The 20076-nt window shown below is 37.0% G+C and carries 20 protein-coding genes; 11 read left to right on the top strand and 9 right to left on the bottom strand.

Features of this window, described 5'->3' with window-relative positions:
- Window positions 1–57: 57 nt before the first annotated feature.
- Both aroC and APB85_RS09705 read left to right on the top strand, forming a co-directional pair.
- Entirely contained in the window at window positions 58–1122 is a 1065-nt protein-coding gene (gene aroC / locus APB85_RS09700) for a chorismate synthase (protein WP_057483164.1), read from the top strand.
- A 28-nt stretch (window positions 1123–1150) separates the two neighbouring features.
- The gene (locus tag APB85_RS09705) at window positions 1151–2503 is read left to right on the top strand and encodes a dicarboxylate/amino acid:cation symporter (RefSeq protein ID WP_057483165.1); all 1353 of its coding nucleotides are present in this window, start codon (window positions 1151–1153) and stop codon (window positions 2501–2503) included.
- Here the strand turns inward: APB85_RS09705 and APB85_RS09710 are convergent.
- Both APB85_RS09710 and APB85_RS09715 read right to left on the bottom strand, forming a co-directional pair.
- On the bottom strand, window positions 2500–2913 hold the full coding sequence (locus APB85_RS09710) for a thiol-disulfide oxidoreductase DCC family protein (RefSeq protein ID WP_057483166.1): 414 nt from the start codon (window positions 2911–2913) through the stop codon (window positions 2500–2502). The genes APB85_RS09705 and APB85_RS09710 overlap by 4 nt on opposite strands.
- A gap of 1 nt (window position 2914) precedes the next feature.
- The gene (locus tag APB85_RS09715) at window positions 2915–5101 is read right to left on the bottom strand and encodes an endonuclease MutS2 (RefSeq protein ID WP_057483167.1); all 2187 of its coding nucleotides are present in this window, start codon (window positions 5099–5101) and stop codon (window positions 2915–2917) included.
- A 46-nt stretch (window positions 5102–5147) separates the two neighbouring features.
- Between APB85_RS09715 and APB85_RS09720 the strand changes: the two genes are divergently transcribed.
- Complete coding sequence (locus APB85_RS09720; RefSeq protein ID WP_057483168.1) at window positions 5148–5813, top strand: uracil-DNA glycosylase; 666 nt, start codon at window positions 5148–5150, stop codon at window positions 5811–5813.
- Window positions 5814–5815: 2 nt separating this feature from the next.
- On the opposite strand, the gene APB85_RS09725 is transcribed toward APB85_RS09720, so the two are convergent.
- From APB85_RS09725 to APB85_RS09755, 7 genes are all read right to left on the bottom strand, one after another.
- Complete coding sequence (locus tag APB85_RS09725; RefSeq protein WP_057483169.1) at window positions 5816–6391, bottom strand: hypothetical protein; 576 nt, start codon at window positions 6389–6391, stop codon at window positions 5816–5818.
- A gap of 28 nt (window positions 6392–6419) precedes the next feature.
- On the bottom strand, window positions 6420–7271 hold the full coding sequence (locus tag APB85_RS09730) for a substrate-binding domain-containing protein (RefSeq protein WP_057483170.1): 852 nt from the start codon (window positions 7269–7271) through the stop codon (window positions 6420–6422).
- Window positions 7268–9322 (bottom strand): polyphosphate kinase 1, encoded by a 2055-nt coding sequence (gene ppk1 / locus APB85_RS09735; protein ID WP_057483171.1) that lies wholly within the window; start codon window positions 9320–9322, stop codon window positions 7268–7270. The genes APB85_RS09730 and ppk1 overlap by 4 nt, the downstream gene beginning before the upstream one ends.
- Before the next feature lie 148 nt (window positions 9323–9470).
- Window positions 9471–10340 carry a nucleoside phosphorylase gene (locus APB85_RS09740; RefSeq protein WP_057483172.1) on the bottom strand — a complete coding sequence of 290 codons (870 nt, stop codon included), beginning with the start codon at window positions 10338–10340 and terminating at the stop codon, window positions 9471–9473.
- Window position 10341: 1 nt separating this feature from the next.
- The gene (locus tag APB85_RS09745) at window positions 10342–11274 is read right to left on the bottom strand and encodes a DUF1835 domain-containing protein (RefSeq protein ID WP_057483173.1); all 933 of its coding nucleotides are present in this window, start codon (window positions 11272–11274) and stop codon (window positions 10342–10344) included.
- Between the two features lie 25 nt (window positions 11275–11299).
- Window positions 11300–11650: a translation initiation factor gene (locus APB85_RS09750; protein ID WP_057483174.1), complete on the bottom strand. Its 351-nt coding sequence runs from the start codon at window positions 11648–11650 to the stop codon at window positions 11300–11302.
- Between the two features lie 3 nt (window positions 11651–11653).
- Window positions 11654–12604, bottom strand: coding sequence for an isopenicillin N synthase family dioxygenase (locus APB85_RS09755; RefSeq protein WP_057483258.1), 951 nt, complete (start codon window positions 12602–12604; stop codon window positions 11654–11656).
- 127 nt (window positions 12605–12731) lie between these two features.
- Here APB85_RS09755 and APB85_RS09760 point away from each other — a divergent pair, with 127 nt between their 5' ends.
- The 8 genes from APB85_RS09760 to APB85_RS09795 all read left to right on the top strand — a co-directional run bounded on the left by APB85_RS09760 (window position 12732) and on the right by APB85_RS09795 (window position 20074).
- Complete coding sequence (locus APB85_RS09760; RefSeq protein WP_057483175.1) at window positions 12732–14738, top strand: alpha-ketoacid dehydrogenase subunit alpha/beta; 2007 nt, start codon at window positions 12732–12734, stop codon at window positions 14736–14738.
- Between the two features lie 130 nt (window positions 14739–14868).
- Window positions 14869–15030, top strand: a complete 162-nt coding sequence (locus APB85_RS09765; protein WP_070055250.1) for a DUF1328 domain-containing protein — start codon at window positions 14869–14871, stop codon at window positions 15028–15030.
- Between the two features lie 94 nt (window positions 15031–15124).
- Window positions 15125–15604: a lipocalin family protein gene (locus APB85_RS09770; RefSeq protein WP_057483176.1), complete on the top strand. Its 480-nt coding sequence runs from the start codon at window positions 15125–15127 to the stop codon at window positions 15602–15604.
- 15 nt (window positions 15605–15619) lie between these two features.
- Entirely contained in the window at window positions 15620–16318 is a 699-nt protein-coding gene (locus APB85_RS09775) for an OmpA family protein (protein ID WP_057483177.1), read from the top strand.
- 75 nt (window positions 16319–16393) lie between these two features.
- Window positions 16394–17521, top strand: coding sequence for an NAD(P)/FAD-dependent oxidoreductase (locus APB85_RS09780; RefSeq protein ID WP_057483178.1), 1128 nt, complete (start codon window positions 16394–16396; stop codon window positions 17519–17521).
- Window positions 17518–18237 (top strand): methyltransferase domain-containing protein, encoded by a 720-nt coding sequence (locus APB85_RS09785; RefSeq protein WP_057483179.1) that lies wholly within the window; start codon window positions 17518–17520, stop codon window positions 18235–18237. The genes APB85_RS09780 and APB85_RS09785 overlap by 4 nt, the downstream gene beginning before the upstream one ends.
- Window positions 18234–19286, top strand: coding sequence for a type III polyketide synthase (locus tag APB85_RS09790; protein ID WP_057483259.1), 1053 nt, complete (start codon window positions 18234–18236; stop codon window positions 19284–19286). The genes APB85_RS09785 and APB85_RS09790 overlap by 4 nt, the downstream gene beginning before the upstream one ends.
- Entirely contained in the window at window positions 19280–20074 is a 795-nt protein-coding gene (locus APB85_RS09795) for an enoyl-ACP reductase FabI (RefSeq protein WP_057483180.1), read from the top strand. The genes APB85_RS09790 and APB85_RS09795 overlap by 7 nt, the downstream gene beginning before the upstream one ends.
- Window positions 20075–20076 lie beyond the last annotated feature (2 nt).

The raw sequence follows: 20076 nt of genomic DNA on the forward strand, positions 1-20076 counted from the left end.
TGGAGATACATTTTTAAATATTGCCTGAAAAAATTACATTTGTTCAAAATCAATAAAATGGCAGGAAATTCCTTCGGAAAATTATTTAAACTCACCACTTTTGGAGAATCCCACGGGCAGGCCATTGGAGGAATTATTGACGGATGTCCGGCAGGAATTCAGCTGGATTTGGAAAAAATACAGTTAGAACTCAATCGTAGAAAACCAGGTCAATCGGCTATTGTAACGCAAAGAAAAGAACCTGATACTGTAGAGTTTTATTCGGGAATTTTTGAAGAAAAAACTACCGGAACTCCTATTGGGTTTGTAATTAAAAATGCCAACCAGAAATCTAAAGATTATTCACATATAAAAGACACCTACCGTCCAAGCCACGCCGATTATACTTACGATGAAAAGTATGGTGTAAGGGATTATAGAGGTGGCGGAAGATCTTCTGCACGCGAAACTGCCTGTAGGGTAGTGGCAGGCGCTGTGGCGAAACAATTTTTAAAAGATATCCAGTTTAATGCCTATACGGCTTCAGTTGGGAAAATTGAACTCGATAAAAATATTAAAGAATTAGATTTTTCTCTTATAGAAACTAACGCCGTTCGTTGTCCTGATCCTGCTTCCGCAGAAAAAATGGAAGATTATATTAAACAGATTAGAAAAGAAGGCGATACCGTAGGCGGTACCGTACAGTGTGTGATAAAAAATATGCCAAAAGGCCTGGGTGAACCGGTCTTTGATAAACTTCATGCCGAATTAGGGAAGGCCATGCTTTCCATAAATGCCGTAAAAGGTTTTGAATATGGTAGCGGATTTGAAGGTACTAAAATGAAAGGTAGCGAGCACAACGACCTGTTTAATGAAGACGGCACCACCAGAACCAATTTAAGCGGTGGAATACAAGGCGGCATTTCAAACGGAATGGATATTTATTTCAATGTAGCCTTTAAACCTGTGGCTACTATTATGCAAAAACAGGAAACTATAAATAAACAAGGCGAAAATGTTGAAATGCAGGGGAAAGGTAGACACGATCCCTGCGTTGTACCAAGAGCTGTACCCATTGTTGAAGCGATGGCTGCATTGGTAATCGCCGATTATTTACTTCAGAATAAAAGTTCAAAAATTTAATTGATTTAAATCCTGAAATTTATTTAGCATGAAAAAACTTGCACTGCACTGGCAGATTTTACTTGGAATGGCTGCCGGGGTTATATTTGCCCTTATTCTTACTAATTTTAGCTGGGGAGCAGAATTTATTGGAGACTGGGTAAAACCCTTCGGTAATATTTTTATCAATGCTTTAAAGCTTATTGCAGTGCCACTTATTTTGGCTTCTTTAATAAAAGGAATTTCAGATCTTAAAGATATTTCAAAGCTCTCTAAAATGGGAGCTCGTACTATCGGGATTTATATTTTCACCACTGTAATCGCCGTTTCCATTGGTCTTGGGATGGTTAACCTTATTAAACCGGGTAACGCAATTACTGCAGAAACGCAACAGGATTTAATAGCGAGCTACGAGGGAGATGCGTCTGGCGTGAAAGCCAATGCCGATAAACAAAGAGAATCAGGGCCGTTGCAGGCTTTAGAAGATATTGTTCCCGATAATATTTTTGCTGCTGCCAGTGATAATGCCAATATGCTGCAAGTTATTTTCTTCGCAATTTTCTTCGGAATTGGCCTTATTCTTATTCCTGAAAAAGAAGCCAAGCCGGTTAAAGATTTCTTTGATGGTTTCAATGAAGTGATCCTGAAAATGATTGATTTGATCATGCTAACCGCACCTTATGGTGTATTTGCCTTATTAGCTGCTCTAGTAGTCGAATCACCAAGTACCGATCTCTTTGCCGCCCTGGCAATGTATGGTGTGACTGTGCTTATAGGTCTAGCTTTAATGATTGGGTTTTACATTCTTTTAGTTTGGGTTGTTACTAAAAATAAACCATCATTCTTTATTAACGGAATTGCACCAGCACAGTTATTGGCTTTTTCTACCAGTTCCAGTGCCGCTACTTTACCGGTAACTATGGAAAGAGTAGAAGAGCATATGGGCGTAAGCCGTGAAGTCTCCAGTTTTGTTTTGCCAATTGGCGCTACAATTAATATGGATGGAACCAGTCTTTACCAGGCGGTTGCCGCTGTTTTTATTGCGCAGGCCTTTGGTATGGATCTAAGTATTGGTGCGCAACTGGGAATTATCGCTACAGCCACTTTAGCCTCTATTGGCTCTGCAGCTGTTCCAGGAGCGGGAATGGTAATGCTGGTAATTGTTCTTGCACAAGCCGGAATTCCAGAAGCAGGATTGGCGCTTATTTTTGCGGTAGATAGGCCTTTAGATATGTGCCGAACTACTGTAAATGTAACTGGTGATGCCGCAGTATCTCTTATGGTTGCTAAATCTGTAAACAAAATGGGCCCACCAAACGTAAAAGAGTGGGACGACGATTATCATCCTGATAGTAATACAGGGGAAAATAAAACTGAATTAGAGAAAAAAGAAAAAGCTTAATCCAGGAATTTAGATTTTAACTCCGGGGTGGGGATCATACAGGATTCTTTTTTTCCATACCAATTATAGCGGTTCCTGGCTACTAAATTGTAGATACCATCTCGTAAGCCTTCAGGAATAAACAGGAAGTTTTTAAGAAGAGAATATCCGCCGGAAAGTTCCCTGGAAATCTCCAGGGCAGCGGTAGATTTTTGGTAATAAGCTACTCCGGGATCGATTAAGATTATTGAATCAAGTTCCTCGGGATCCATACCTCTTTCTGAAACCAGCTTTTTACCAATTTCACTTTGCAAAGAAGCAAAACGGAAAGAATCTTTTTTGTCGTGTTTAATAATAAAGGTAACTGCGCCGTTACAAAGATTACACACGCCATCAAAAAGAATAATTTTTTTATCTTTTGGTAATTCCATCTTATTTCTTTTTCATTGCCTGCACCAGTTCCAGTTTCTCTACATCTACCTGCGTGGTAAACATCCCGTAGTTTACCGTGGCTTTTCCTTTTTCTATTTTATCTAAAGTCCCTACAGAACGGCTGTCTTCTAATCTAACTCTATCACCTATTTTTGGATTAATCTTTGGTTTATTCGCTTCCTGGCGTTCTTTTTCAGAGATTTTAGCTTTTTCTTCTTTTTTCTTTTTCCGTATTACCGAAACCTCTTTCTTAACTTCTTGCTGAACCTTTTTCTCTTTTTCTTTTTGGATCCTACGTTGCTTAGCTGATTCTTTTTTACGCTTAGAATTTTCTATTTCTACAAACTTTAGAAACTCGCCAATGAGTTCTTTTTTCTTTTTATTCTGAAAATATTTCTCACTCAGTTCATTCACCTTTTGGCCCATATTAATGAGTCGCTGGTTGCTATCATATAATTCCTGGTAGCTTTCCAGCTTCTGCTGAATCCTGCTATTGGTTTCTTCAAGTTTATCCTTTTCCTGCGCTGCCTTTAATTCCTTAGTCTTTAAAGAATCTGTTGTTTTCTGAAGTTTGGAACGTTCTTTCTGAAGCTTCGCAATACTTCTGTCAAATCGAATTTTTCCTTTTTCAACTTTTTTACGCGAGCGATTAATCAGGCTATAAGGAATACCATTTTTTTGAGCCACTTCAAAAGTGAATGAACTACCGGCTTCCCCAACCTGAAGTTTATAAATAGGTTCCAGGCTATTGGAATCAAAAAGCATATTGGCATTGCTCATATTAGGCATCTCGTTGGCCAGCTTTTTTAAGTTTGCATAATGCGTGGTTAGGATGCCAAAAGATTCTTTTTCATAAAAAACTTCCAGGAAAGTTTCAGCTAAAGCACCGCCGAGTTCTGGATCACTTCCGGTTCCAAATTCATCGATAAGAAAAAGCGTTCTATCATCACATTTCCGAAGAAAATAATTCATATTCTTAAGTCGGTAGCTATACGTACTCAAATGGTTTTCTATAGATTGATTGTCTCCAATATCAGTAAGTATTTTTTCAAAAAGACACATCCTACTGTATTCGTGCACCGGCACTAAAATCCCGCTTTGCAGCATTACCTGTAATAAACCCACGGTTTTTAAAGTAATACTTTTACCACCGGCGTTAGGACCCGAGATCACAATAATCCTGTTATCTTTTGCCAGTTCAATACTCTGCGGATAAGTTTTATCGCCTTTCTTCTTATTGCTTAAATAGAGTAGCGGGTGATAGGCATCTTTTAGCTGCATTTCCCGCTCCTTTGTGATTTTTGGCAATAGACCATTGGTCATTTCAGCATATTTTGCTTTTGCTGCAATTACATCTATTTCGCAAAGCAAATTCTGATAATCTATTAAAAGCGGTTTAAAAGGCCGTATTCTATTAGTTAACTCCTTTAAAATCCGTTTTATTTCTTCTTTTTCTTCATACTCAAGATTATTAAGCTCTCGTATATACTGATAAGTGGCTTCCGGTTGAATATAAACTATGCTACCGGTTTTTGAATTGCCTAAAATTCCGCCTTTAACTTTACGGCGGTGCATGGCGCTCACGGCTAAAACCCTAACATTTTCCACTACACTTTCCCGAATTTCATCTAAATATCCGTAAGAATGATAAGTGGTAAGCGCTTTGGCAAAACTGGAGTTAATCTGTCCTTTTACAGAATTAATAGAGCGTCTAACCGATTGCAATAGGGGAGAAGCATCATCTTTTAATTCCCCAAATTTATCGATCACACGGCCAATATTATCTACAATTTCTTTGGTATATTCTACTTCTGCAGTAGTTTTATATAAACTGGGATAATACTCCTCAAATTTTCTAAAAAACTTAATGTGAGTATTTACCGTTTCTGAAAGGCTTGAAATTTTTCTAAAGCTACCAACTTCTAAAATAGAGTCTTCAATTTCTAGAGTGCGCAGCTCGTTTTTAATAGTTTCAAAACCATGATTTGGAATTCGGCTTTCCCTGGTTTTAGAACTTAAATATTCATTGGTTTGGTGAAGTCCGAAAAGTGTTTCATTTCCTGTTTTATAAGGCTGAAGTTTTAAAGCTTTCTCCTTGCCGGGTCCTGTGATGCATAAATCTGAAATTTGTTGACAAACAACAGGAAATTCAAGGTCTATAAGGCTTTTTGGTGCAATTTTAATCATAAATAAATTTCCCTACTTTTGAGGTTCTGCAAATTTACTTAATAAAATGAAGGTAGCGATACACCCCAGCTGGAAAAAAGAATTGGCTGATGAATTTGAAAAAGATTATTTTAAAAATCTTACAGAATTTGTAAAAGCGGAATATAGTGAAAACACCTGCTATCCTAAGGGAAGTGATATATTTTCAGCCTTTGATCATTCTACATTTTCAAATACTAAAGTGGTAATTTTAGGTCAAGATCCTTACCACGGGGTGGGACAGGCTAACGGACTTTCCTTCTCGGTTAATGATGGTATTCAAATACCTCCTTCACTGCAAAACATTTTTAAGGAAATAGCTGAGGATCTTGGAAAGCCGGTTCCAAATTCCGGAAACCTGGAACGTTGGGCGAACCAGGGTGTTTTATTGCTAAATGCTACTTTAACTGTTAGAGCTCACCAGGCGGGATCTCACCAGAAGAAAGGCTGGGAGCAATTTACCGATAGGGTTATAGAAATTATTTCTTCAGAGAAGGAAAACGTGGTGTTCTTGCTTTGGGGTGGCTATGCGAAAAAGAAAGGAGCCAAAATTGACTCCTCTAAGCATCTTATTTTAACCAGTGGGCATCCTTCCCCTTTAAGTGCGAACCGCGGATATTGGTTCGGTAATAAGCATTTTAGCAAAGCAAATGAATACTTAAAAGAAAACGGAAAAGAGCCTATTGATTGGTAATCTTAGAATCTGAATCCAAGATTTACATTAAACTGGCCCACAATGGTAGGGGATTTTTCGGTAAACAAATTTCTACCTATTCCTGCGCCCAGATCTAAAAAGAAACCACCGGTGGAAACAAACTTGCCGCCAACTCCAAATCCAAGTGCGAAATCGGTGTAATCTTGATCTTCATACGAACCGTAACCAGAAGTTGAATCGTAAACATAGGAATCATATTCACCGCTGGAAAGCATTCCAAAACCATGAACATAGAATCCGCGGGAATAGCGGTCTCCGAAGAAATATTTGTATTTTCCTGTTAGCGAAAAATCTTTATAAAAAGCATCATCTACGGCTTCCCTGTCTTTGTTTAGAGCCTGGATGAAGGCCTCGATGGCCCAACTGGAATTTTTGTCTATAATACGCTCATAAGTTAGGTCTAAAGCGCCAAAAGCAACCAGGTTAAGCGCACCGATGCTTAATTCGTTTTGAGTGATATCTCTTTTGTCGGGAGTTTGATTTTGCTCAGCTATGCTGTCTTGTGCAAAAGTTAAGGTAGAAATAAATAAAAATAATGGTAAAAATAAATTTTTCATTTAATGGGGGATGATTGATGAATAATGGCTACAAATTATGAATAAATTCTGAAGTGGGCTGTTTTTTTGAAATTAAATTAAGTTCTAGTAGTTTATCCTGTACTTTTTCTAACTCTTCTTCGGATATTTGTTCCTGACTCCAGGAAGTGATTTCCAACCATTTTTTAATATCTTCTAATTGCTGATCATATCTTTCGGCTAATTTTTCTGCAATTTTAGGAAGATCCTTAAAGCGATTTGTTTCTTTATTTAAAACTTCAAGCATTCTCTTAATACGCTCTGGTTCATTTTTTAAAGTTTCGTTTCTTGCTGCGATAACAAAACAAGGCCAGGGCGTTGGGCAATCTGCCAATCTCCTAAAAACGCGTTTATCTACCAATGGTTTTGTGGTAAAGTGCTCCCACATAAAGTATTGAGCTTTATCTTCTTTTAAAGCTTTTACAGCGCCATCCAGATCCTTTACAATTTCAAATTTAAGATCATCGGTATTCCATTCGTGATTTTGCGCATTTACATAAGACATAAGATGGGAACCACTGCCTTTTCTACTAATGGCGGCCTTTGTATTTTTAAGTTCTTCAACCGATTTATATTTTGAACCGGCAGCCACATGAATCCCCCAGACTAATGGACTCCCAATATAAGTTTGAATAATCTTGCTTTCATTTCCCGAAATAACATCCTTTACAATTCCTTCAGTTAAAATTACAGCAACATCAATTTCCCCCGAACGTAATGCTTTATTCATTTCACCCGTTCCACCTGGAAAATCTTTCCAAATCACATTTAGATCTTTATCCTCAAAAAGTTTTTCTTCAATACATAAATGCCACGGAAGATTAAAATGTTCGGGTACGCCACCTACTTTTATTGTTTTCATAAGCTATGTTTTTCCTGTAAGTAATTATAAATCTCATACTGTGACCGCACCGACTTTTCGTTTTCTCCTTTTTTCACATATTCATTCTTTTCATCGGCATCCTGAATCCTCGCTTTTACATTATCCTTAAGCTGAATATCAAGAATTTCTTTAAATTCCTGTGCAACATCTTTATCTAGAATAGGGGAGAGCACCTCTATGCGGCGCGAGAGATTACGAGACATCCAATCTGCGCTACCGTAATATATCTTTTCGTCGCCTCCATTTTCAAAAATATAAATTCTACCGTGCTCTAAAAAACGATCAACAATACTGGTAATATAAATATTTTCACTTAAACCTTCAATTCCTGGAACTAAACAGGTAAATCCGCGAACCAATAATCTTATTTCTACGCCGGCATTACTTGCTTTGTAAAGTAACTCGATCATTTCGGGATCTTCAAGACTATTCATTTTGGCCGTGATCTTTGCCTTTTTGCCTTCTCTCGCGTTATCAATTTCGTTATAAATGAGTTTAATAAATTCCTGACGGGTGGAAAACGGTGAGATTAATAAGTTCTTTTCCCGTGGAATAATTAATTCTCCCTCCAATACTTTAAATAGGCGAGATAATTCTTTCGCTATTTGTTTATTAGAAGTGAAAATTGCGTGATCACAGTATATTTTGGAAGTCTCACTATTAAAATTCCCCGTACCTATGTATGAATAATTAACCAAATCTTCCCCTTCCATACGCTGTACCAGCATAATTTTGGAGTGAACCTTAATTTTTGGGTAGGAGTAAATTACATTAGCACCTTTTTCTTCAAACTTACGTCCCCAAATTATATTATTTTCTTCGTCAAACCTCGCTTTTGCCTCTACGAATACAGTAACTTGTTTTCCATTTTCTAAGGCTTTTAGTAACAAACTGGTTAGTCTAGACTCATCTGCCACACGGTAAAGAGATATTTTAATTGCAGTTACGTCTTTATCCTTAACCGCTTGTTCCAGAAATTTTTCAACGTAGGAAAAAGACATATATGGGAAATGAACCGCCTGGTCTTTTTCTGAAATTGTCTCGAAATAATTCTTGGAATTAGTTAAAACTTTGTGTTCTATTTCGGGCATTTCCTTATAGTGCAGCTCGGGATTATTTGTAGGATCGGGGAAGGAAAAGAAATCGTTGAAATTATGATATTTTCCACCGGGCATCATATCTATTTTTCCCAACTTCAGAAGTTTTCTTATTTTCTTATGAAGAAAATCTGGCATTTTAGCATCATATAGCAAACGGGTAGGCTGGCCATCGGTTCTTTGAGCCAGGGAATCATAAATTTTTTCAGCTAAGACTCCTTCATAAATATCTTCAATATAAAGCTCGGCATCTCGTGAAAGTTTAATTTCATAAACACCTTCTATACTTTGATCTTTAAAAATATCACTTACCTGACTTCTAATAATTTCGTCTAAATAAGTGATTGAGTTCTCTTCACCATCACCTTCAAGTTTAACGAATCTTCCGCAGGCATCTACGGGAATATTTACAAGCCCAAGCTTTTCCTTATTCGTAAAGCTTACCACCAGGTATAATTCGGCATTTTCCAGGAACAATTCATTTTCTTCTTCAAGATCAATTATTTCTGGTTTGATATGCTCTTTTATTTTCTGCTGAAAAAAGTCAGCCGCAAATTCTTTTTGAACCTTATTAAAATGATCGGCATCTATTAAATAAATTCCATTTTTAGCAAGTTCTGGTAGAATTTGTTTCTGGTAGATTTCCCCAAATTTATGTTGCTGAAGTTTAACCTCTTCAAGAATTTCTTTGGTGGTTCTTGTGGGTTTTAAAGCGAGTTTTTTGCGAATACTTTTCTCTACACGCTTCATTTGCCGAAGCTGCGCCACTCTTACTCTAAAATATTCGTCTAAATTTGATGAAAAAATGGCCAAAAAACGAATCCGCTCGTAAAGCGGATTGATCTTATCTTCAGCCTCCTGTAAGACTCTCGCGTTAAAACTCAACCAGTTAAGGTCTCTATGCCTTAATGGAATTTCTTGTGGTTCCTGCATTATTGATTAGTGGTTTAATCAAAAATACAAATAAGGGCAGAGGTTTGCTTTTAATATTGTGTTAAATGCTCACGACGGGAGATTGTAATAAAATTAGGTAGATAGCAATTCTTTACTAATTATTTTAACCCAAGAAACCGGAAAAATTTTATTTTATCAATTGTTCCAAACTGTACTTAATCAAATCGTCTACCACTTTTTTAGGATCTTTTGAGAAAGTTCCCGCAGTGCGATTAGCAATAATAGCATTCATTGAAAGTGCATTATGACCAAGCAATTTCGATAAACCGTAAATGGCTGAAGTTTCCATTTCAAGATTAGTGACCTTTTTATTATTAAAAGAAAATGAGGCCATTTTATCATTCATTTTGTCATCTTGTAACGCTAAACGTAAAATTCTACCTTGTGGACCATAAAACCCTATATTGGTACCCGTAACCCCTTTATGGACGTCGGGACCTTCCATTAGATTAATTAAATTTTCACTGCCGTCAACAACGTAAGGCGCTGCTTTTTGCTTAGACCAGTCTAAATGTTTGATGAACGCCTCAGCAAATTCCTTATTCTGCACATGCTCACTATCATAAAAATGCAGAAGTCCGTCAAAACCAATGGCGCTTTCACTAATTAAGAAAGAATCTACCGGAATTTCCTCCTGAATAGAACCGCTGGTACCAATTCTAATAATATCAAGGCTTGTAGTTTCCTTTTTTAATTCCCGGGTTTTAAAATCTATGTTTACCAGCGCATCTAGTTCGTTTATTACAATATCAATATTATCAGGTCCTATTCCTGAAGAAATTACACTAATGCGTTTTCCTCTATAATAACCGGTTTGGGTATGAAATTCTCTTTTTCTTACCTTAAGTTCAACTTTATCAAAATGTCTTGTAATTCTTTCTACACGATCTGGATCGCCTACAGTAATTACAGTATCCGCAAGATGCTCTGGTAATAAGTTTAAATGATAAACGCTACCATCGGGATTTTGAATAAATTCTGAAGCTTTTATTGGCATATTATAGTTTTAAAACCTTGTGTGAATCTGAGTCGTATAAAAAATCGTAAATTTTGGCTCCTCCATAGTACTCATCATTTATAAGGTCACGGTAAAAATTCTTTTTCTTTTCTAGAACATCGATACCATCCTGGGTTAAGATGATCTTATCATTTTCCATAGTATAGAAAATCTTTAATTTTTCCAGCACTCTTTCCATTTGAGAATCGCTGTATCCATAGTAACCCTGGTACTGTAAGGCATAACCCAATAACTGATTATAAGAGGTTATATGATGATTTTTAACTAATTTAAGCACGTTTTTTTCCAGGGAATTAATGCCTGTTCTGCTATTAGGGAATCGCTCAATATGAGCCCTCATGCAGCTGGAAAGGTATTCGAAATTGGAAGTTTTCTTTATTTGTTTCTTTAGTTTCAAGGGATCGTTACTACAATAAAGTTCCCAAACCAGGCTAGCGATCTCTAGATCTTGTTCTTTCAGCTCAATTTTATGCTTAAAATGATTCAATAAATTTTTTTCTGAAAGGCTCGAAAGTGGTAAAAATTCATCTTCTCCTTTAAGACGCTTGCTACATACCAGGTAGAAGGGAACTTCCTTTTTATGTTCCAAATAAAAACTTATAGCCGCTATCATATTGATATGGCAAAAAAGATCGAATTCAAACCAAAGTACTACGTGATCGTAATCTTTGGCTGCTTTCAATTTTTTAAGCTGAGAAACAAAGCGCTCCTGATAATTTTCGGCAGAAATATCGTAAGCTTCCTTTAAAAACTTTTCACGTTGTTTAATGAATTCTTTAGATCCAACCTCTTTAGTACAGGGGCCTTCGCATAATAATTCCCGCCAAACAATAATTTCGCCTGGGAGATTAAGTTCTTCAACCTGTGCAGTTAAACTATCTCCATTTACTATATGTAAAGCCTTTTTAGTCATAGGGGGAAATTAATACAGGTAGCTATTAACCACCTACTCGTTTTACATTATATCCATCTTTTTTGAGAAGTTCCATAATTTTTTCACGATCATCTCCCTGTATTATTATCTCACCATCTTTAGCCGAACCACCAACACCGCATTTTTTCTTGAGTTTTTTGCCCAGAACAACTAAATCATCGTTAGTTCCCTGGAAACCTTTAATAATGGTCACGGTCTTTCCTCCACGTCCCTTACTACTAAAATGAGCTTCTAAGTACTGGTCTTCGGGAGCTAAAGTTTCATCGGATTCTTCCTGCTCGTTTCCATCAAAATCATCATTTGTAGAAAAAACAAAACCACCCAAATCCTCAAGTCCGAGTTTTTTCTTGGCCATAATTTATTTTTTTAGGAGTCCGATTTCAACCAGGCGTTGATGTAGAAAATCACCGGCGGTAATATCTTCGTATTGTTTTGGGTTTTCTTCATCTATACATTCCTCTAAACAATCTAAACGCATTTCGCTTCTAGGATGCATAAAGAAAGGAATAGAATATCTTGGTTTGTCCCATTGGTCCTTCGGTGGGTTGATCACACGGTGAATGGTAGAACGTAATTTATTATTGGTATGTCTTTCTAACATATCTCCAACATTTATTACCAACTCATCTTCCTGCGGTACAGCATCAATCCATTCTCCATCTTTTCTTAAAACCTGTAAACCTCCTGTAGAGGCTCCCATAAGTAAAGTGATAAGATTTATATCACCATGAGCACCTGCTCTAACCGCACCTTTAGGCTCCTCGGTAATTGGAGGGTAGTGGATAGGTCTTAAAATACTATTTCCGTTGCTCGCCCAATGATCAAAATAATGTTCTTCCAGTCCAATATATAAAGCTAATGCTCGTAGTACATAAATACCGGTTTTTTCCAGCATTCGGTAAGCTTCAATTCCAACTTTATTGAAATTTTTCAGTTCAGCTACCTGTACGTTTTCAGGGTATTCTTCGGTAAGATTGGCATCGGCTGCCGGTTCCTGGCCAAAATGCCAGAATTCTTTAAGATCACCTTCTTTTTTACCTTTGGCGTGTTCTTTCCCAAAGGAGATATAGCCACGTTGCCCGGCAAGGCCTTCAATCTCATATTTTTTCTTTACCTCTAATGGAAGGTCAAAAAAGGTCTTTACTTCTTTATATAAATTTTCTTCTAGGTCATTATCTAAAAAATGGTTTTTTAAAGCTACAAAACCAATTTCCTCATAAGCCTTCCCAATTTCATCAACGAATTTTTGTTTTCGTTTTGGATCTCCAGAAATAAAATCAGCAAGATCTACGCTGGGAATATTATTCATCGCCATAATATGCTTTCTTTTTTGATAAATTAACACACAAAGTTAAATAAAAATACGGGAGCTGCCGAGGCTTTTTATATTTCTTAGCATTTATATTTTTGGTTACATTTGATAAACAAACATTCTTATGCAGCCAAATTCTTCAGTACAGTCACCTATAAAATTTGAGAGAGAAAATCTTTCTTCAGCTCAGTTATTAGATCTATATGTAGCTCTTTTAAAGCCTCGATTAATTGAGGAAAAAATGCTCATTTTACTCAGACAGGGAAAAATCTCAAAATGGTTTAGCGGAATAGGCCAGGAAGCTATTTCGGTTGGAGTGACAAAAGCATTAAATCCTGATGAATATATTCTACCAATGCACCGAAACCTGGGTGTGTTTACAACGAGAAATGTTCCTTTAAACCGACTTTTCTCGCAATGGCAGGGAAAGCAAAACGGCTTTACAAAAGGTCGTGATAGGAGTTTTCACTTTGGAACCCAGGAATATAAAATTGTTGGGATGATCTCTCATTTGGGCCCTCAACTGGGTGTAGCCGATGGGATTGCTCTGGCACATAAACTAAAGAAAGAAAATAAACTTACCGCGGTATTTACCGGGGAAGGAGGCACCAGTGAAGGCGATTTCCACGAGGCGCTTAATATTGCTTCGGTTTGGGATTTACCGGTTATGTTTTGCATAGAAAATAACGGATACGGGCTTTCAACGCCTACTAACGAGCAATACCGCTGTAAAGATCTTGCCGATAGAGCTAAAGGCTATGGAATGGAATCCTTTATTATAGACGGGAATAATATCATTGAAGTTTATTCTAAGGTTTCTGAGATTGCGGAAAGTATAAGAGAAAATCCCCGTCCCGTTTTACTGGAGTTTAAAACCTTTAGAATGCGTGGCCACGAAGAAGCAAGTGGCACTAAGTATGTACCTGAAGAATTAATGCAATTCTGGGAGCAAAAAGATCCTGTAGAAAATTTCAGACAGTTTTTAAAAGAAGAAAATATTTTAAATGAAGATCAGGAAATTCATTCTAAAGATGAAATCAAAGCTGAAATAGACCTTAATTTAAAGGAAGCAAATGAAGAAACTCCTATAGAATTCATTAAAACTAAAGAAATAAGTGATGTTTACCAGGAGTTTATATATCAGAAAGTTAACCCTGGTAGTAATACTGAAAATGTTCGCTTTATAGATGCTATAGCCCAGGCTGTAAAACAATCTATGCAAAGGCATAATTCCCTGGTTTTAATGGGGCAGGACATTGCAGAATATGGCGGCGTTTTTAAAATTACTGAAGGCCTTATATCGGAATTTGGTAAAGAACGGGTAAGAAATACGCCTATATGTGAATCTGCAATTGTTGGAACGGCCATGGGACTTTCTATTAGTGGAATGAAGGCTATGGTAGAAATGCAGTTTGGGGATTTTGTGAGTTCCGGTTTTAATCCTATTGTAAATTACCTGGCCAAAAGCAATTATAGATGGAATCAAAATGCCGATGTGGTTATAAGAATGCCCTGCGGCGCTGGGGTAGGGGCAGGACCATTTCATAGCCAAACTAATGAAGCCTGGTTTACTAAAGTTCCGGGATTAAAAGTTGTTTACCCAGCTTTTCCTTACGACGCTAAAGGTCTTTTAAACACTGCTTTTAATGATCCCAATCCCATCTTGTTTTTTGAGCACAAGGCATTGTATAGAAGTATTCGCCAGGAAGTTCCGGTAGACTATTATACCTTACCATTAGGTAAAGCCTCAATTTTAAAAGAAGGGGGAAAACTTACAATTATCACTTATGGCGCCGGGGTTCACTGGGCTCTTGATACTATTGATGAAATGGAGTTGGAAAATGTAGACTTGATTGATCTACGCAGCCTTCAACCATTAGATAAAGAGGCTATAATGAATTCGGCTAAAAAAACAGGAAAAGTATTAGTACTAACCGAAGATTCAACTTTTGGAAGTTTGGCTTCAGAAATTTCAGCAATTATTTCAGAAGAATGCTTTGAATATCTGGATGCGCCTGTTATGCGTTTGGGCAGTGCTGAAACCCCAATTCCTTTTGCGGCAGCCCTTGAAGAAGGCTATCTTCCGAAGACAAAATTAAAAGAGAAAATACAGCAATTAATAGACTATTAATAATAAAAAGCTATTAAATTAATGATTTTAAGATTTCTTAACAGTCACGTTGTTAAAGTATTAATAATCTTTTGTCTCGGTTCCAGACCTACTGTAATTTAGATCATAACTAATCAAAAAATCTAATATTATGATACGTTTAATCGTTATTTTCTTAATCATTGCTTTGGTAGCTGCCATCTTCGGATTTGGTGGAATTGCAGAAGGTTTTGCTGATATTGCTAAAATTATATTCTACATCTTCCTTGTTTTATTGGTGATTTCGCTAGTAAGTCGATTATTCAGAAGATAAAAATAAATTAAATTATAAAATAAAAATCCAATGTATTGCGCCAGATGATAATCGGCAAACATTGGGTTTTTGCGTATAACCCAAATAACTAACAATGAAAAAGATATTTATACTTGGCTTTGTAGCCGTACTTTTGGCAGCTTGCGGTCCAAGCAAAACCGCAAAAGAAGCCAGAAAAACCTTTAATGGAAACTGGACACTTACAAGCGTAACTTACCCTAACAGTTCTGGTGAATTTGATGTAACCTTGTTGAACGATGCGAATGCCTCTTGCTTCGAAAATAGTACCTGGAATTTTGTTTCCAACAATAATAGAGGCGCGTACTCAGTTCAGGGTGCTAACTGCAGCCAGGGTCAGCGTTATTTTATCTGGTCTATAGACGAGGAAAATACTCCTGAGGGAATCTATGATTTCTTATTAAAACCAACTGACGAAGATTATAACTCAACTACAGGAAACCAGGGGTTCCGTATGAATTTAAAATCACTTTCAGAAAACCAAATGGTATGGGAGCAATCTGTAATGCTAGAAGGCTCTCCGTTTGTGATTAGAATGAATTTTTCTAAACTTTAAATAAATCAATTTACTATGAAGACTACTATAAATAGAATGTTTGCGATATTTTTTGCAGCTACTTTACTAATTAGCTGTGATGCTGTAAAAAATGCGAATAATAAACAAAAAGGAGCCGTAATTGGCACTACAGGAGGTGCTGCAATTGGTGGTGTAATTGGAAATAATACCGGAGATGGAAATACCGCACTTGGAGCCATAATTGGTGGAGTTGTAGGTGGTGCTGCCGGCGCTATTATTGGCGATAGAATGGATAAGCAAGCCAAGGAAATAGAGCAGGAAATTCCCGGTGCCGAAGTAGAACGAGTGGGGGAAGGGATTAATGTAACTTTTGATGAAAGTAGCGGTGTATATTTTGATACGGAGAAATACAACATCAATTCAAAATCACAGGCTACACTAAATAAATTAGCTGATATTTTTAAAGAATATCCAGATTCTAACATTCTTGTCGAAGGTCATACCGACAACACAGGAAGTGAAACTTATAACCTTACCCTTTCTAAAAATAGAGCCCAGGCTGTAACCAATTATTTAACAAGTCAGGGATTAAGCAGTGGCAGGTTAAATACCAAATGGTATGGTGAATCTCAACCAAAATATGATAATTCAACTGCCGAAGGTCGTGCTAAGAATAGAAGAGTTGAATTAGCAATTGTGGCTAATGAAGAAATGAAAGAAGAAGCCAGAAGAAAAGCCGAAGAACAGAATTAATCCTTAAGTTCTCAAACAAGTATTAAATCCCGGAAATTTCCGGGATTTTTTTATGCTTTTATTTATCTTCAACCAATGGCAGATTTTCAAGTAATTATTGTGGGGGCAGGACTGGCGGGTTTAACTGCTGCCATTCATCTTTCTCAAAAAGGAAAAAACGTCCTGCTTATTGAAAAAAAAGCCTATCCGCGCCATAAAGTTTGCGGTGAGTACCTGTCTAACGAAGTGCTGCCTTATTTTAATTCGCTTAATATTGATCTTGAAAAAGATTTGAAGCCGGTAAAAATTAATAACCTGCTTTACAGCACCCAAAATGCTAAATCTATTGAAGCGCCATTAAATCTTGGAGGTTTGGGACTAAGCCGCCACGCTTTAGACCATTATCTTTTCAATAAAGCTGAAGAAAGCGGTGCTAAAACTATGTTGGATTCTGTTGAAAATATCAACTTTAAAGATGATGAATTCAATCTAAGGCTATCCTCGGGGAAAGAACTTACTGCAAATATTGTATTAGGTGCTTTTGGAAAAAGATCTAATCTGGATAAAAGTCTTAAACGGGATTTTATACAGGAAAAATCGTCCTGGCTTGCCATTAAAGGTCATTATAAACTACCTGATTTTCCTGAAAACCTGGTAGCGCTCCATAACTTTAAAGGAGGTTATTGCGGATTGTCGAAGACGGAAGCGGGCGTAGTGAATGCCTGTTATATGGTATCCTACGAAAGTTTTAAAAAGTATAAAAATACCGAAGAATTCAAAGAAAAAGTACTACTTCAAAATGCATATTTAAAAGGGTTCTTTAAAAATGCTAAACCGCTTTTTAAAAAAGATCTTAGTATCGCCCAAATTTCATTTCAGGAAAAATCATCGATTAAAAATCATATTTTAATGCTGGGTGATACTGCGGGACTAATTCATCCGCTTTGTGGGAATGGAATGGCAATGGCAATTCATAGTGGTAAAATTGCTTCGGAAGCAATTCTGAATAATTTCAAAGGAAAACATATTGACCGAAAAAATCTTGAAAATGAATATCGGGAGAACTGGAAGGCCAATTTCAGCAAAAGGTTGAAAACCGGCCGAATGCTTCAAACAATATTAATAAATCCAATTTTAGCGTCAACTTTACAAAATCTGGTAAAAAAATTTCCGTACTTGTTAGGGAAAATCATCAGTAAAACTCACGGGAAGCCAATAATATGAGTATAGATACTTCAAAAAGAACCAACGCGGTTGAAATCATGGACGATTTTGACCTGAAAGGCCAGGAACTCGATAAGACTTTACGGGATCTTGACAATATCAATAAATGGCTGGGCGGAAATAAGATCACTTTAGATGCGATTAAGGCGATCATTGAAGATCAACCAAAAACGAAAGAAATACATATTGCCGATGTTGGTTGTGGCAATGGCGCCGTACTAAGGGAAATTGCAAAATGGAGTAGAAAAAATAGTTATAATATTAAACTTACCGGTATTGATGCAAATACTCACGCCATTGAAATTGGGAGAAAATTATCTTCAAATTATGCGGAAATAGAATTTTTGGCTTTAGATATCTTTAGTGAAGAATTTAAGGCTTTTAGTTGCGACATTATCTTATGCACCTTAACTCTGCATCACTTTAAAAATAAAGAGATCATAGAATTACTAAAACTTTTTAATCAGCAATCCAGGATAGGCGTAGTTATTAACGATTTGCATCGTTCTAAAGCAGCTTACAGGTTATTCCAGGCCTTTTGCGCGGTGTTTATCAATAATGAAATTGCTCGTAAAGACGGACTTATTTCCATTTTACGCGGATTTAAGAAAGATGAATTGAAAAGTTTTGCAGAAAAAATTCCTCAAACCAAACATCAAATTAGCTGGAGGTGGGCATTTCGCTACCAGTGGATTATCCAGAAAGAAAAAATATGAGTGTAAAAATTGTTGGCGTTGAAAAAGAATTACCAGAGTATTCCCGGGAAACCATAGATATTCTTCCGCTCGTCGAAACCTGGCTGGAAGGCCAGGAAGATCGTTATCGCAGAAAAGTACTGAAGATCTTTGAGGGCGCTGCAGTAGATAAACGTTATTCTATTATGAAACCTGAAGAGGTTTTTACGGCCACCTCCTTTGAAGACAAGAATAATATTTATGTGAGGGAAGTAAAAAAATTAGGCAAAAATGTACTTCAGAAAGCTTTAGAGCAAAATGCCTGGGAAGCAAACTCTATAAATTTTATCATCACCGTAAGTTGTACCGGGATAATGATTCCTTCTCTGGATGCATACCTTATTAATTCTTTAGAATTAAGCCAGGATGTTACACGTCTACCCGTTACAGAAATGGGCTGTGCCGCAGGAATTTCAGGAATAATCTATGCCGCAAATTTTCTAAAAGCCAATCCCGGAAAACGTGCCGCAGTAATCGCGGTAGAAAGTCCTACGGCTACTTTTCAGTTAGACGATTATTCTATGGCAAATATGGTAAGCGCCGCTATTTTTGGCGATGGCGCAGCTTGTGTTTTATTATCTTCAGAAGAAAATGCTCCAGGCCCCAAGATTTTAGGTGAGGAAATGTATCACTTTTACGAAGCTACGCATCTAATGGGTTTTGATCTCACCAACCACGGCCTTAAAATGATCTTAGACGAAAGCGTTCCACAAACCATAGCATCTCATTTTCCTGAAATTGTGCATCCATTTCTAAAAAAATTCAATTCTAATATTGAAAAGGTAGATCATCTTATATTTCACCCGGGTGGAAAGAAAATTGTGCAAACAGTTGAAGATCTTTTTGGTAACTTAGGGAAGAATATAGATGAAACCCGCGAGGTGCTGCGCCAATACGGGAATATGAGCAGCGCCACAGTACTTTATGTACTGCAGGAATTTATGAAAAAACAGCCAAAACCTGGCGACCAGGGCTTAATGTTAAGTTTTGGACCCGGCTTTTCGGCACAAAGAATTTTATTGGAATGGTAACAGATTTTAAAGATCGTAATTATTGGGCAATTATTCTGGGCGGAAGTACAGGTCTTGGTTTTGCAACTGCTCGAAAGCTAGCGCACCACGGCATGAATATTATAATTATCCATAGAGATAGACGCGCTGATATTGCTGAAATTGAAGAAGCTTTTGAAGATATTAGAGAACAAGAAGTAAAATTTGAAAGTTTTAATGTTGATGCTACTAATGCTGAAAAACGCTTAAACCTTATTCAGGAAATTTCGAAAATACTCGGGAAAGAAGGCAAGATTCGAACTTTAGTGCATAGTATTTCTAAAGGAAACCTGAAGCCAATGACCGGTGATGAACCCACTTTAGAAAATATAGATTTCCAGATCACAATAGATGCTATGGCCATTAGTCTTTACGATTGGACAAAAGCTATTTTCAAATCAGGGCTTTTTGCAAAAGATGCCAGGATTATTTCTTTTACCAGTGAAGGCAATAAAAAAGCCTGGGCCAATTATGCTGCGGTTTCAGCGGCAAAAGTTGCGTTAGAAGCAATAACCAGAAGTATTGCCTTGGAATTCGCTTCTCATGGTATTAGGGCAAATTGTATTCAGGCGGGAGTTACGGTTACCCGTTCTTTTCAAATGATTCCCGGTAATGAAACCCTGCGTGTACACGCTTTGAAGCATAATCCATTCAAAAGGCTTACGGTTCCTAACGATATTGCGAATGCTGTCTATTTACTAAGTAAAGACGAAGCCAGTTGGATTACCGGAACCATTATTCCCGTTAATGGCGGGGAACATTTAAAATAAAT

Source organism: Salegentibacter mishustinae, assembly GCF_002900095.1.
Classification (GTDB): Bacteria; Bacteroidota; Bacteroidia; order Flavobacteriales; family Flavobacteriaceae; genus Salegentibacter; species Salegentibacter mishustinae.